At 59.2% G+C, this 13,828-nt stretch carries 12 protein-coding genes and 1 pseudogene; 5 read left to right on the top strand and 8 right to left on the bottom strand.

Annotation, left to right across the window (positions count from 1 at the left end):
* Positions 1–472: 472 nt before the first annotated feature.
* A complete protein-coding gene (gene gmtY / locus KJY40_RS08375; RefSeq protein ID WP_230736102.1) occupies positions 473–1,888 on the bottom strand; it encodes a gamma-mobile-trio recombinase GmtY in 1,416 nt (471 codons plus the stop codon).
* Between the two features lie 322 nt (positions 1,889–2,210).
* Here gmtY and KJY40_RS08370 point away from each other — a divergent pair.
* Positions 2,211–2,747: pseudogene (locus KJY40_RS08370) on the top strand (mechanosensitive ion channel family protein); the annotation flags it as partial.
* A 65-nt stretch (positions 2,748–2,812) separates the two neighbouring features.
* Here the strand turns inward: KJY40_RS08370 and KJY40_RS08365 are convergent.
* Complete coding sequence (locus tag KJY40_RS08365; protein ID WP_007956548.1) at positions 2,813–3,454, bottom strand: hydrolase; 642 nt, start codon at positions 3,452–3,454, stop codon at positions 2,813–2,815.
* A gap of 169 nt (positions 3,455–3,623) precedes the next feature.
* Here KJY40_RS08365 and KJY40_RS08360 point away from each other — a divergent pair, with 169 nt between their 5' ends.
* A complete protein-coding gene (locus tag KJY40_RS08360; RefSeq protein ID WP_210711170.1) occupies positions 3,624–4,511 on the top strand; it encodes a LysR family transcriptional regulator in 888 nt (295 codons plus the stop codon).
* On the opposite strand, the gene KJY40_RS08355 is transcribed toward KJY40_RS08360, so the two are convergent.
* From KJY40_RS08355 to KJY40_RS08330, 6 genes are all read right to left on the bottom strand, one after another.
* Positions 4,474–6,063, bottom strand: coding sequence for a bacteriocin immunity protein (locus tag KJY40_RS08355; RefSeq protein ID WP_230736100.1), 1,590 nt, complete (start codon positions 6,061–6,063; stop codon positions 4,474–4,476). The two genes, KJY40_RS08360 and KJY40_RS08355, sit on opposite strands and share 38 nt — an antisense overlap.
* Positions 6,064–6,146: 83 nt before the next feature.
* Complete coding sequence (locus KJY40_RS08350) at positions 6,147–6,422, bottom strand: bacteriocin immunity protein (RefSeq protein WP_115076929.1); 276 nt, start codon at positions 6,420–6,422, stop codon at positions 6,147–6,149.
* On the bottom strand, positions 6,412–9,015 hold the full coding sequence (locus KJY40_RS08345) for an S-type pyocin domain-containing protein (RefSeq protein WP_230736098.1): 2,604 nt from the start codon (positions 9,013–9,015) through the stop codon (positions 6,412–6,414). Before KJY40_RS08345 ends, KJY40_RS08350 begins: the two co-directional genes overlap by 11 nt.
* A 98-nt stretch (positions 9,016–9,113) precedes the next feature.
* Positions 9,114–9,980 (bottom strand): carboxylate/amino acid/amine transporter, encoded by an 867-nt coding sequence (locus KJY40_RS08340; protein WP_230736095.1) that lies wholly within the window; start codon positions 9,978–9,980, stop codon positions 9,114–9,116.
* A 345-nt stretch (positions 9,981–10,325) separates the two neighbouring features.
* Complete coding sequence (locus KJY40_RS08335; protein ID WP_230736093.1) at positions 10,326–10,925, bottom strand: FMN-dependent NADH-azoreductase; 600 nt, start codon at positions 10,923–10,925, stop codon at positions 10,326–10,328.
* Between the two features lie 159 nt (positions 10,926–11,084).
* Positions 11,085–11,399, bottom strand: coding sequence for a hypothetical protein (locus KJY40_RS08330; protein WP_011332961.1), 315 nt, complete (start codon positions 11,397–11,399; stop codon positions 11,085–11,087).
* A 49-nt stretch (positions 11,400–11,448) separates the two neighbouring features.
* Here KJY40_RS08330 and KJY40_RS08325 point away from each other — a divergent pair, with 49 nt between their 5' ends.
* Genes KJY40_RS08325 through KJY40_RS08315 form a run of 3 tightly spaced genes read left to right on the top strand, consistent with a single transcriptional unit; the run spans position 11,449 to position 13,757 of the window.
* On the top strand, positions 11,449–12,372 hold the full coding sequence (locus KJY40_RS08325) for a LysR family transcriptional regulator (protein ID WP_230736091.1): 924 nt from the start codon (positions 11,449–11,451) through the stop codon (positions 12,370–12,372).
* Positions 12,373–12,386: 14 nt separating this feature from the next.
* Complete coding sequence (locus KJY40_RS08320) at positions 12,387–13,190, top strand: alpha/beta fold hydrolase (protein ID WP_230736089.1); 804 nt, start codon at positions 12,387–12,389, stop codon at positions 13,188–13,190.
* A 3-nt stretch (positions 13,191–13,193) separates the two neighbouring features.
* A complete protein-coding gene (locus KJY40_RS08315; protein ID WP_230736087.1) occupies positions 13,194–13,757 on the top strand; it encodes a peptidylprolyl isomerase in 564 nt (187 codons plus the stop codon).
* The last annotated feature ends 71 nt before the right edge of the window (positions 13,758–13,828 follow it).

The raw sequence follows: 13,828 nt of genomic DNA, 5'->3' as shown, positions 1-13,828 counted from the left end.
TTAGATTAAGACTTATATTGAAATTAATTTTGAATTGAAATCTACATCACGAAATCTAGCGAGCTCATACGGGCCAATGGCCCGGAATTTCGCGCAAGGGTCGCCAATTTTGAATTGGGATTTTTTTTCTGGCCGGCCCAAGCGTTTGCTCAATTCAGAATTGAGCACACATAGAAACATTTTGTTACATTTTAGGTCGTTTTTAGGGATTTCGGGCTATTTCTGGCCGGCCAGTCCTTTGGCAGGTTGATCAGGAGGGGGACTTGAGCTCTCGCAGAGGCCTTCGGCGCTATGGGCTCACCTCAGGTTTTGATAGGCTTTCAGGCAGAAAAGCAGGGTGTGGCTGACGTCGGGGAGGTAGAGAAATGTGGCCGGCGGGCGAAATGAGCAGCCAGGTTGGTAACGCGAGCAGGCTGGTAGAAGACTCGAATGTTAGGGCTGCCCGGGGTTCAATCCGGACAGCTGGCATCGGCTAGGATCCTTCCCGTTCGCTCTGGAGCTCGCGTGCTTCCCGACGCTTCTCTGCGAGACGTTTCTCACCCTTCATCCTTTCGACCCTAGTGTCTTCGTACGTAGGCTCTTTGTAGACCCGCTGCGACTCGATATTGCGATGGTGCAAGGCCTTCTGAATAAACTCCTCAGAAAGATCCGACTCACAGAGCCTGTAGCCGTATGCGTGACGATGACCATGTTCAGTGGTTCCGAGCTTCTTGGAGTGCTCCAAGCCGATACGGTGCACTGCATCCCGGTGTTGTCGGTTGAAGTTTTTCATCGTCTCAGGCCGACCGTCTGTGTTCGTGAACGCGTACGGATGGTCTTCAGTCGGCAGAGGGTCGACTCGCTGATATTTAAGGTAGTTTGCGTAATAGTGAAGGAATACCTTGGCCATATCTAATGGATAGAAATAGACTTCAAGAAAGCCATCAGAACCATCAGTCAACAGCGGGGACTTCCAGCCGGCATGTAGCGAGTCCGTCTTTGAATACTCCGTGCGAGGCTTTCTGCGATAACGCCGGTTCAGATAGTCACGGCGATTGGTATAACCCTCTTCTTGAACTCGCCCATTCTCAGGATGCCAGATACGTACATAGGCTTCCTTACGCTTCCTGTCGACGATCACATCAGACAAAAACAAGTGAAAGATCTCGCTCTTACGCAGGCCCGCATAATGCATCAAGACTGTGATCGCCCTTCCCTTCCAATCGATACGGTCATTTGCCGTAGCTTCCGGATCGGCCATGCGCCGCACCCATCCTGTTTCAAGCAAGTTGTTAATCTCACTCTCGGGAAAGCGCTTCGTTGGCCTCCTATTGAACATAGGCACGTTCGAAGTCTGCGTGCGACGAACTCTTTGGCTCTCAGCCGCCGCGTCTTCAGGCTTGTTGAGGTAATTCAGGAACACATTGGATTGACGCTGGTAGTACGCGCACCAGTTCATCCGCTCCTCCACAGAGGTCGCCTTCCTAAATGGGTTCACTAAGGACTGCTCGTGTCCAGACTCACCAACGAGCCAGTCGGTGTACGCGGTGATGTGCTGCAAGAGCGTACGGGCATCCTCGGCTTTACGCGGCAACCAGTACAGCCCACCAGGATCCTGTTGGCTCTCAATATTGATCGTCCCGTACTGCAGTGCTGTCGCAAACGACTCCAGGAGCTCTGTCGTCTTGGTGAAGTGAGCTTCGTTCGCACCGATGTAAGACAGCAGCAGCCTCATCGCGAATACGTTCCGCTCACGCCATGAGGCACTCTTCTTGAGGTAGCGCGTTGAGGCCAGGAACCTCAGATGGGAGATCAGAATGCCTTGGGGTGTGAGCAGCGCGGGAAGCTCGATCTCACGCCCCGTATTGTCGTTCTGGTACAGCGTCCTGATCTTCAAGCTGACTGTCATGGTGTTAGCTCTCCTGCCCTCTTCTCCACGCCCTTTGCTGCCAAACTTGGTGAGGTCTGTGTCTTCTGATCGTCGTCTGCTTTGCCTGGAATGATCTACTTGGGGTCTTCAGCTTGGCGGAGGACGCGTGGCTTCTGGGGTTGGAGGCTTTTTGGATTTAGTAGTAGGTAGTAGTTAGTATGTGTATATTGCCTATTATAGGGGTAGAGAGCGTCCTAGTGGAAGATACTGCGCTGGGGGTATTTGGTTAATTTTTGAACGCGTTCTGGGAGTTGAGGGGCTTAAGGGGCGCTGGATAGTATTAATGTGGTACCGGTGATAATGGCGCGGCATGCAGCAGTCCGGCGGGCGACGGATCAAGCGCAGCCTGTTCATCGACGCCAGCGGTGTGCGCTTTATCCGCGACGATGAAGAAGAGAAACTCTCCCAGGTGCACCTGCTGACCGCGTACATGGGCCGCAAGAAAGCCGAGCTCAAGGCCTGGAACGAGGCTCAGGGCAACGTCGCGGCGATGTCGGCCAACCGTCGGCGCATGACCAACATCGGCACGTTCCGCGCTTATGCCTTGGCTTACTTGAAGAGCCACCCGGAGATCCAGCCGAACATGACCTGCATGGTCCGCCAGATGCAGACCACGGCCCAGGGCATTCCGCTGGAAATCTACTGTTTTACCACCACCACGGTGTGGGCCGATTACGAGCGGATCCAGGGGGATATTTTCGATTACCTGCTGGCGGTGCTGCCGGAGTTTGGGTTGAATCTGTATCAGCAGCCGAGCGGTGGGGATTTGCGGACGGGGTTGTTGCCGGCAGTCCTCGGCGCGAGCCATATTCCAGAGGCTGAAAAACATCTGATGTAGGGCTTTCTTGAACGCAATAAAAAAGACGCAACCCCGGTTGCGTCTTTTTTTGTCCCGCCGATTTATCAGGCCTGCCGCTGCGGTGCCTTGTGCACCATGGTGTAGGCGTAGTCGACGCCCATGCCGTAAGCGCCGCTGTGTTCCAGCACCAGGTCCATCACCGCCTGATACGTGTCTTTGTGCGCCCAGTCACGCTGGTACTCGAGCAGCACTTGCTGCCAAGTCACCGGCACCGCGCCCGCCTGAATCATCCGCTGCACCGACATGTCGTGGGCTTCTTTGGTGGTGCCGCCGGACGCGTCGGTGACGATGTACACCTCGTAGCCTTCGGCCAGGGCTTCCAGGGCCGGGAAAGTCAGGCAGACCTCGGTCCACAGCGCGGCGATGATCAGTTTCTTGCGGCCGGTGGCCTTGACCGCGTCAACCAGCGCCTTGTCTTCCCAGGAGTTCATCGAGGTGCGCTCGATCGGCTTCTGCTCCGGGTGTACTGCCAGCAGTTCCGGCCAGATGTAGCCGCTGAAGCTTTCGGTTTCGACCGAGGTGTAGATGGTCGGCACGTTGAAGATCTTGGCGGCCTTGGCCAGGCCGACGGTGTTGTTCTTCAGGGTCTGACGGTCGATCGACTGCACGCCGAACGCCATTTGCGGCTGGTGGTCGATCAGGATCAGGGCAGAGTTGGTTGGGTTCAGCAGTTCACGGATAGACATGGCGCGTTCCTTTTGATGTCGATTCAAAGTTCGATTGGGTATTGGGTGAGTCGAGGCGTTTTGCCGTCTGCGGCGTTGTTGTCTCGGCTTGGATGTCACTTTAGGGGCTAGCCGACAAAGGGACAATTCCCTAAAATCGAGAATCATTGATTCTAAAAAAGGGACAATCATGGATCGCATCGAATGCATGCGCGCCTTCGTGGTAACGGTCGGCGAAAACGGCTTCGCAGCCGCCGCCCGGGCCATGGACGTGCCCCGCTCGAAAGTCAGCAAACAGATTCAGGCGCTGGAAGAAGCCATCGGCGTACAACTGCTGCAACGCACCACCCGCAGCCTGCACCTGACCGAGGCCGGTGCCGAGTATTTCGAAGCGGCGCGGGAAGTGATTGCGGCACTGGACGAGGCCGAACAGCGAGCGCGGGACGGGGTGGGCGAATTGCGTGGGGTGCTGCGGGTGAACGCACCGATGTCGTTCGGCCTGCGGCGCTTGGGCAAGCTGATTCCACTGTTCCACGAGCAGCACCCGAACATCGAGCTGCAACTGGTGCTCAGCGACCAGCAGGTCGATCCGGTGCGGGGCGGGTTCGACGTGACGATCCGCATCGCCAGCCTGCCCGACTCGACCATGATCGCCCGGCAACTGGCGCCGGCCCCGCGCATCATGGTCGCCTCCCCCGCTTACCTCGAACGCGCGGGCACGCCGCAGACCCCGCAGGATCTGCGCTCACATCAATGCTTGAACTACGGCTATCTGCAGAGCGGCGTCAGCCTGCAACTGTGCAACGGCAAGGAAACGCAACGGGTCAACGTCACTGGCCCGCTGCACGCCAACAATGGCGACCTGCTGGCGCAAGCGGCCGAGGCCGGCATGGGCATTGCGCTGCTGCCGGACTTCATCGTCGAAGAAGCACTGGCGGCCGGGCGGCTGGTGCCGGTGCTGTGCGAATGGCAAGCCCCGGCGATCACCATCAACGCGGTGTATTCGTCAGCGCGGCGGGTGCCGCAGAAGACCCGGGCGTTTATCGAGTTTCTGGTGGGGCAACTGGCGCCGGAGTAGTGCCGGCTGCCTGGGCAAACTCCTGCGGATTCCTGAACATCACATACACAGGCTCCAGGCCCGAGTCGGCAGGGAACACCACGACATAGTCATCGAAGACCACGGTTGAGGGTTCGATGAACGTTTCCAGCAATGGCACCGCTGCCGAGCGCAGGAACCCCAGGCGATGATCGGCGAACGTTGTCCGTTTCGGGGAATTCTCGTCTACGCCCGAAGGAGACCAACTGACAGACAACGGCGCAACGCCTTCAGCCGTGAACAAATAGGTTTGCGTACTCTCAATCCAGACTGCCGGGCGAACTCTGACACCCGATGACGAGTCGCCCGTACTCACCGGTGAAAGGGCCACCTGGTGCAAGGTTTTGATTTCCCTGATGCCCTGGGACAAGGTTCCGGGCGCTACGGAACAGGTGCCGCTGCTCATTCTGAACGGGACATCGACCGCACCCTGCGTTTGCGCAAGGTAGTGCCAATCCAGTCCTTCAATCGAGAGAAGGTCCGCCAGCGGAACGCAAACCCCAAACCGGCCCACCTCGGCGCGACTGCGAAACTCGAATTGCAGCACAGCGGCATACTGACCTTGGTGCGTCGGAGCACTGGAGGTGATCTGCCAGGTGAACTCCGCCACCGCCGAACGAATGGCCTTTTGCAGATCGACGCGATGGTTTTCCAACGGTGGCGACAGTGCGCCTTCAACGATGATGGCCGGACGCACATCGGCGAAAACCAGAGGGGAAAACATCTGAGCCCCGACCTGCGCGGGCCCGAGTTGTTGCTGATCGCGCAGCCCCACAAGTTGAGTTTGTGCCGTCGACAACAGCGCTTCGGCCTCCGTTTGAAGTTGCCTGAGACGCGGATTGAGTTGATTCAACTTCGCGACATAACCGTCGTAAATGGCACTGATCTGCTGCGAAATGCTTTGCCACTGCCCTCGTTCCGTCCCTGCGTACGTGGCCTCGCGTTGCGCGTTGTCTCTTTTGAGTTGCACGTGCAATTGCCAGTATCGAAAGCGTTGCATGGCAAGGCGGGAATCAAATTCGCTTTCTTCCAGCGCACGGATATCCAGCTCTCGTTGGGCAATGAGCGCTTGCGTACTCAGTTGCTGGCGCAAATGGCTGATGCGCAGTTGCAGATCCGCGAGTGCCGCCTGGGCGGCGCGCTCGGAAACGTCCAGATCGGCAATGAGTTTTTGTACCTCGGCCTGAGTCTGGGCAATGCGTTGTCGGGCGATCTGCGCCCGGTCCATCGGCGCCGGCGGCCATTGCGCGGGCGCAACCGCCGGGGGCGCAGCCTGTCCATTGAACGCAACCCGACCCTGTTTGCGATGCCAGTCTTTGACGTAATAAACGACCGAGCCACTGGCGTTCGGATTGGGATCATCCTCGGGGTGATAGAACAACAGATCGGCCCCTTTGGGATGACCTGAAATCCGGTCGAAATGATTGATCAATCGGTCGTGATCCGCTTTGGGCATATCGACGGCCCAGATCCGCTCGACCAGTGCCAGGAACTCCGGCTCGGTGTAATCGCCGAGGGTTGGTTTGAGTTTCATGGTTTTTAACTTCCTTGTAGGTCCGCATGACACCGGAGGGCATTCAAGCGAATGCCCTCCGTCCTTGGTCACTTGCTTCAAAGTTACTCAGGTTTGAAGCCAGGTTTGTTATTGAGTGCGCGCCACTCCTTCACTTCTTTCAGGATGCCTTCGGGGCTGTCTTCACGTCCTTCCTTGGGGTAGAAGATGACGTCCGAGCGGTCGGGGTGTTCGGTGATTAGCTCGAAATGATCGACTAGTCTGTCCAGATGGACCTCTAACGCTGCCCCCTCTAACCCGCTGGGAAAGTGCACGAATCCTTGTAGAAAAGATAAAAACTCGGCTTCGGTGTAGTGCTCAAATTTATCTTTAAATTTCATTTCCTTTCCTCTCCTGGTGCAGCTGAATGTGTCGCCGTGGCGTCATCACCAAAATATTGTCGATCCCATAAACCTCACCTCCACTAACAACTTCCACATCATGATGAAGTTCAAACGTCTTTCTTCCTCCTCTCTGATCTACAGCCGGTGGGAAAGGAGCAATCCCGACCTGCATTCGCCTTAAATTGTGATCAGAAAACTGAATGCTGAGATTTGAATCAGCAGCCACAGCCCTCCAAAACGCCTCCCTGAACCGATGAAAATTGGCAAATTCCTTCCCTCTCAACTGATCGGCAATCTGCACAGGAATTGACGCCCCCACGGTTCTCGCCGCCTCCCCCAACCAAACTCCTGTAACCGCCTTCCCGACTCCCGTCGCAACCCCCGGATCATCCCGCCGATCCAGAAACAGAACATCCGGCGCAGGCAGCTCCATATCCCCCGGGAACCCCGGAATACTCGCACCCGCCTGCCCTTCATCAACAGCCGGAAACGTCTCGTTTGCCGGTAGGATCGGGATGAGCGGGTTGCCGGGGTAAGCCGTGGGTGTCGAAGGGGAAATCGGTGTGGTGGTCGGCCCGAGGTGTTCGCTGCCCGGCGGCACCAACGGGGTCCAGGTTCCAATGCCCACTGGAGGAATCGGCCAAGGCTGGACGGCAGGTAGGACACCACGCCGTCCGTGGGCACTTCGCGGCGCAACGATGCTGACCCGGTCGAGATTGAACGGGTTCTCGCCGACGGCTGCATCGTCCTGAAAGCGCAGTTCGAACTCGCGGCGTTCGCCCACCCATGTGCTTTTCGGCGCATAAGGCGCGAAGCCTTGCTCGACACGTTTTTTGTTGACCTCATCGAACTGACTGGTGAGTGCGGATTGCTCACCCAATGTCCGCCACAGCGCGTCGCCAAATGCGCCGAACGACTGAATTTCGCGCCCGCGCAACTGGTCGCCGATCTGACTGGGAATGGCTGCACCGGTGCTGCGGCTGGCCGTGCTCCACCAGTCAGCCGTGGCGGGCTGACCCTTGCCGGTGACGACGCCCGCGCCCAACGGTGGCAGGTTGAAGGACAGGTACATCGGCGCCGAACCCGGCACGCAGATGATGCAGTCCTGAATGCGCAGGTCGACGCTTTTCGGCAAGTCCTGAACAACCGGTGGCAGCAGCGCTATCCGACCCTGACTCGGAACCTCTTTGGTGATGCTCGCATCGGGCGTGAACTGCAGGTGTCGGGGTGGTGAACCGGGGACTTCTGCGGTGTAGTTGCCCGTCAGCGGATCAAGCACCGCGTTGATGACCGGCACACTGGGGCTGATCTCGTTACCGGTGGTGACGGCAATGACGGCGGTGCCTTGCGCTACGGCCTCGGGTTTGAGCCGATAAGGCATGTCTACCGACCCGCCCGAATCGGCGATCGAGCGCAGCGCTTGCTCATCAGAAAGCCCCAGCGCCTGGGCAGGTACGGCGACAGACTGAAACAATCGTCGTCGCTGTTCCGGCGTCAGTTCTCCATCGCCCAGCGTTGGCGAGTACACCAACCCGCCGATCAATACCGTGGAGGGATGGGGAACAAGCATGGCGAGGGGAAGGTGTTTGATCGCTTGCCGTACACCGGCCTCGATGAGTGCACCCGCTTGCTGGGCGACGAGTGCCCCGGAACGGGTCAACACCATCGCGCCGTGCGTCATCGACGACAGCGGAACGGTCAGCGTATTGGCCTGTCGGGTTCGACTGACCCGCGCATCTTCATCGGCCTGTTGCTTGAATCGAACCCGTGCCTCGCGCTGCGCAGCGTATTGGCGCTGAGCCTCCCAAACCGCTTCCCTTGCACGCCAGACCACGGTCTGCTCGGCGTGATGTCTGGCCATTGCTGCGGACTTTTCCCGCAGGGCATGGATCTGCGAGGTAAGTAGCCGCGCTTCATGGGCCGCTGTGTAAGCGCTTTCCCAGATCCGGTGGCCGTCGTCGAGCGCCTGGCCGAACTGGCCGAGTCGTGTCAGGTAGTCGTGGGACGTGCGCGTCAGCGGGTCGTGGCCATCGAAGGCGCGGGCGGTCGCGCTCTTTGCATCGAGGTCTACGGATTTGCGGGCAATAAGCCCGTCGATTTCATTTTTTTCCTTGGTAATCAGGTAGAGCTGCCAGCGCTCGCTGTAGCGGCTGTCAGGGGCCCTGCGCGCCGCCAAAATCTCCTGATCCAGAAGCGGCGCAAGTTGCCTGGTCCTTTCGGCAAAGCGACGATCGACCTCGGCCCTGATGGCGTCATGTCGCTGCGCCAATCCCGCCAGGAACTGCATCAGCGCTTGTTGACGCGCCTGTTCCTGAACCTGTGCGGCGGCTGCCTGTGCCTCTGCCGCTTCGGCTTGTGCCTTGGCTGTTGCCTCAGCCTGCTCTTCCTGCTTTTTTTGAGCTGCCTCGGCTTTGGCCTTGGCCCGAGCCTTTTTTTTGCTCTTGCTGACCTTGCCGAAGCCGCCCGACACCCCGCCACCGCCACCAAAACCACCACCCGAGCCGCCACCCGAGCCGCCACCCGAAGCGGGCGGCCCGGTTCGGATGACGACGCTTCCCGACGTTCCATCGTTGAAATTGTTCTGTGCCATACAGTCACTCCTTGTCTGTAGGGCACAGCGTGTCGATCAAGCGGTAATCAGGTGCGGTACATAGTTATCGCGGGGGAAATAAGGGGTGAAATGACAATTCAGCGAATGGTCTGCGACTTGCGAATCCCCAGCCGACTGATCCACACCGCCGCCAGAATCACGCCGCCACCGAGGAACAGCCGCCCGAGCTCTTCATGCTGATTCCAGATCAGCAGGTTCAGCAGCAACCCAACCGGCACATGCAGGTTATTCATCACCGCCAGGGTGCCGCCGTTGACCAGGCACGCGCCCTTGTTCCACCAGTACAAACCGAGTGCGGTGGAGACCAGGCCAAGGAACACCAGCACGCCCCATTGCAGCGGTGCTTCGGGCAGGAAGTTGGATTTGCCGAATAGCAGGAACGCCGGCAACGCCACCGCCAGCGCGCCGAGGTAGAAGAAACCGAAACGCCGGTAGTGCGGCAGATCGCTCGGGTGCTTCGCCACCAGATGTTTGTACAGCACCTGTCCGGCGGCGTAGGTGAAGTTGGCCAGTTGCAGCAGCAAAAAGCCCATGAAGAAGTCCGGGTTGATCCGGTCGTAGCGAATCACCGCCGCGCCGGCGACCGCCACCAGTGCCGCGATCAGCGCCCACGGGTTGAAGCGTCGGTTGAGCGCGTCTTCGATCAGCGTCACATGCAGCGGCGTGAGGATGGTGAACAGCAGCACTTCCGGCACCGTCAGTACGCGGAAGCTCAGATACAGGCAGACGTAAGTCACGCCGAACTGCAACGCGCCGATCAACAACATGCCGCGCATGAACGCCGGTTCCACCGAGCGCCAGCGGGTCAGCGGGATGAACACCAGCCCGGCCAGCACCACCCGCACCAGCACCGCGAAGTAGCTGTCGACATGACCGGCCAGGTATTCGCCGATCAGACTGAAGGAAAACGCCTGGATCAGCGTGACAAAAAGTAGATAGCCCATGCTCGCCTCGATTTCGAATGGCGGCGACGATAGCGGTTTTTGCTTCTGATCGCGAACCATCCAACAACACAGATCCATGTGGGAGCGGGCTTGCTCGCGAAGGCGGTGTGTCAGGCGATATCAATCTTGATTGAAACATCGCTTTCGCGAGCAAGCCCGCTCCCACAGGGGAGGTGCTGCGTTGCAAAAATCGCAGGCAAAAAAAAGCCCGATCTCGCTAAAGCGTTCAATCGGGCTACAGCACTCAGGAGCAACAAGTGCAAAGGGAGGTTCGATGCGCGTAGGGCCTTGAAGAGGTTGCGCCAGGTCACTAGAACAATCGGCGATTATCTGGCGATTAACATATCAAGCGACCTGGGACAGTTTGGCGTTGGCCTGGTTGAGGCCTTTCTCCTGGAAGTCGCCGCCCAGGTTCATGCCCTCGGCGTGGATGAAAGTCACGTCGTGGATGCCGATGAAACCCATCACTTGACGCAGGTACGGTTCCTGATGATCCGCCGGGCCGCCGGCGTAGATCCCGCCGCGAGCGGTCAGCACGTAGGCACGCTTGCCGCTGAGCAGACCTTGCGGGCCGCTTTCGGTGTACTTGAAGGTCACGCCAGCACGCAGGACGTGGTCGAGCCAGGCTTTCAGGGTGCTCGGGATGGCGAAGTTGTACATCGGCGCAGCCATCACCAGCACGTCGGCGGCCAGCAATTCATCGGTCAATTCGTTGGAACGGTCCAGCGAGGCCTGCTCGCTGTCGTTGCGCTGCTCGGCGGATTTCATCCAGCCGCCCAGCAGGTTGATGTCCAGGTGGGGCACCGGGTTAACGGCGAGGTCACGAACGGTGATCTGATCGGCCGGATGCGCCGCTTTCCACTGACTGATGAAGGTCTGGGTCAGTTGACGGGAAACCGAGTCTTGTTGGCGGGCGCTGCTTTCGATGATCAGAACGCGGGACATGTTGTGTAGCCTCCATCCGAGAATGTTGTAAGTCGATGGAGTGAAGGTTAAACAGAGTCGTATCGATGAAAAAGCGCAAATAATTGCTGCAAAGCATCGAAAAATTCGTTTAGATGCAAGCCATACCCTGTGGGAGCCCGCCCCCACAGGGCCGTGACGCTATTTCGGGGTGCAGCTCAGCTTGATGCGCAGCTTGATGATGGTACGGGTGAACTTGGCCGTGGCGTTCTTATGCTTGCCCGCCGCCACTTCGATGTTGCGGGTGCGCGGCGCTTCCGGGCCGTTGGTGAACACCACCTTGCAGGTCGCGTCGACGTCGCCGTAGTTGTTGACCTGGATGGAGCCGATGTCGTTATCGGTGTCGAACGCGTTGTAGTCGATCTTCAGGCCGTTGAGGTCTTTTTCCACATCGATCGGGTACGCGAACGCAGTCAGCGGAAGCAGCGCCAGCAACACACAACAGAATTTTTTCATTCGGCAGTCTCCATGAGGGACCGCCAGCTTAGGACAAGAGGAGCTATTGATGAAAGCGCCCCGCGTGACCCTTGATCAATGGCGAACGTTGCAGGCCGTGGTCGACCACGGCGGATTCGCCCAGGCCGCCGAGGCCCTGCACCGTTCGCAATCGTCGGTGAGTTACACCGTCGCCCGCATGCAGGATCAGCTCGGCGTGCCGCTGCTGCGCATCGACGGTCGCAAGGCGGTGCTGACCGAAGCCGGCGGCGTGTTGCTGCGCCGCTCGCGACAACTGGTGAAACAGGCCAGCCAGCTGGAAGACCTCGCCCATCACATGGAGCAGGGTTGGGAAGCCGAAGTGCGGCTGGTGGTCGACGCCGCCTACCCGAGCGCCCGCCTCGTCCGCGCCCTGACCGCGTTCATGCCGCAAAGCCGTGGCTGCCGCGTGCGTCTGCGTGAGGAAGTGCTGTCGGGCGTCGAAGAAGTGCTGCTCGAAGGCGTGGCCGACCTGGCCATCACCGGCCTGAGCATTCCCGGTTACCTCGGCGCGGAATTGAGCGACGTGGAGTTCGTCGCCGTCGCCCACCCCGAACACGCGCTGCACCGGCTGAACCGTGAGCTGAATTTCCAGGACCTGGAAACCCAGATGCAAGTGGTGATCCGCGACTCCGGCCGCCAGCAACCGAGGGACGTCGGCTGGCTCGGCGCCGAACAGCGCTGGACCGTCGGCAGCCTCGCCACTGCCGCCAATTTTGTCTCCAGCGGTCTGGGCTTCGCCTGGCTGCCACGGCACATGATCGAACGGGAATTGAAGGAAGGCCTGCTCAAGCTGCTACCGTTGGACCAGGGCGGCAGCCGCAATCCGAGCTTCTATCTGTACTCGAACAAGGACAAACCCCTGGGCCCGGCTTCGCAGATCCTCGTCGAACTGCTGCGCACCTTCGACACCCTGCCGCTGGACGTACCGTTTGCCGCCCCCGAACAAGCCTGACACGGAGTTCACCGATGGCGTATTTCGAGCATGAAGGTTGCAACCTGCACTACGAGGAATATGGCCACGGCGATCCGTTGCTGCTGGTCCACGGTCTGGGTTCCAGCACCCTGGACTGGGAAATGCAGATTCCGGCGCTGGCCGCACATTACCGGGTGATTGTCCCGGACGTGCGCGGTCACGGCCGCTCCGACAAGCCCCGCGAGCGCTACAGCATCGCCGGGTTCAGCGCCGACCTCGTCGCCCTGATCGAACATTTGAAGCTCGGCCCGGTGCACTACGCCGGGCTGTCCATGGGCGGCATGATCGGTTTCCAGTTCGCCGTCGATCAGCCGCAAATGCTCAAGAGCCTGACCATCGTCAACAGCGCACCCGAGGTCAAGGTACGCAGCCGCGACGATTACTGGCAGTGGTTCAAGCGCTGGAGCCTGATGCGTCTGCTCAGCCTCGCCACCATCGGCAAGGCCCTTGGCGCCAAGCTGTTCCCCAAACCGGAGCAGGCCGATTTGCGTCAGAAGATGGCCGAACGCTGGGCAAAAAACGACAAACGTGCTTATCTCGCCAGCTTCGATGCGATTGTTGGCTGGGGGGTTCAGGAACGACTTTCCCGGGTCACCTGTCCAACCCTCGTCGTCAGCGCCGACCGGGACTACACCCCCGTTTCGCTGAAAGAAACCTATGTCAGACTGCTGCCCGATGCGCGGCTGGTGGTGATCGCCGATTCGCGCCACGCCACCCCGCTCGATCAGCCCGAACGCTTCAATCAAACGCTGCTGGAGTTCCTCGCCACAGCCGATAATCACCCTCAGGATCACTGACCCATGCTGAAAAAACTCGCCCTCGCCGCCGGCACCGTGCTGTTCGCTGCCAACCTGATGGCTGCCACGCCGGCAAAAGCGCCGCACGTGCTGCTGGAGACTACCAACGGCCAGATCGAAATCGAACTGGACCCGGTCAAGGCGCCGATCAGTACCAAGAACTTCCTCGAGTACGTCGACAGCGGTTTCTACACCAACACCATTTTCCACCGCGTGATCCCGGGCTTCATGGCCCAGGGCGGCGGCTTCACCCAGCAGATGCAACAGAAAGACACCAAGGCGCCGATCAAGAACGAAGCCAGCAACGGCCTGCATAACGTTCGTGGCACCCTGTCGATGGCCCGTACTTCCAACCCGGATTCGGCCACCAGCCAGTTCTTCATCAACGTGGCCGACAACGCCTTCCTCGATCCTGGCCGTGACGCCGGTTACGCGGTGTTCGCCAAAGTGGTCAAGGGCATGGACGTGGTCGACATCATCGTCAACTCCCAGACCACCACCAAACAGGGCATGCAAAACGTGCCGGTCGACCCTGTGATCATCAAGTCGGCCAAGCGCATCGACTAAGCTTTACAGGGCATATCGAGCGGCGACGGTTGAACACCGCGCCGCTCACACTGATAAAAGGAGAGCCCGTG

Source organism: Pseudomonas fitomaticsae (assembly GCF_021018765.1).
Lineage (GTDB): Bacteria > Pseudomonadota > Gammaproteobacteria > Pseudomonadales > Pseudomonadaceae > Aquipseudomonas > Aquipseudomonas fitomaticsae.
The sequence above is the reverse complement of the archived record's forward strand: the minus strand, read 5'-3'. Positions and strand labels throughout refer to the sequence as shown.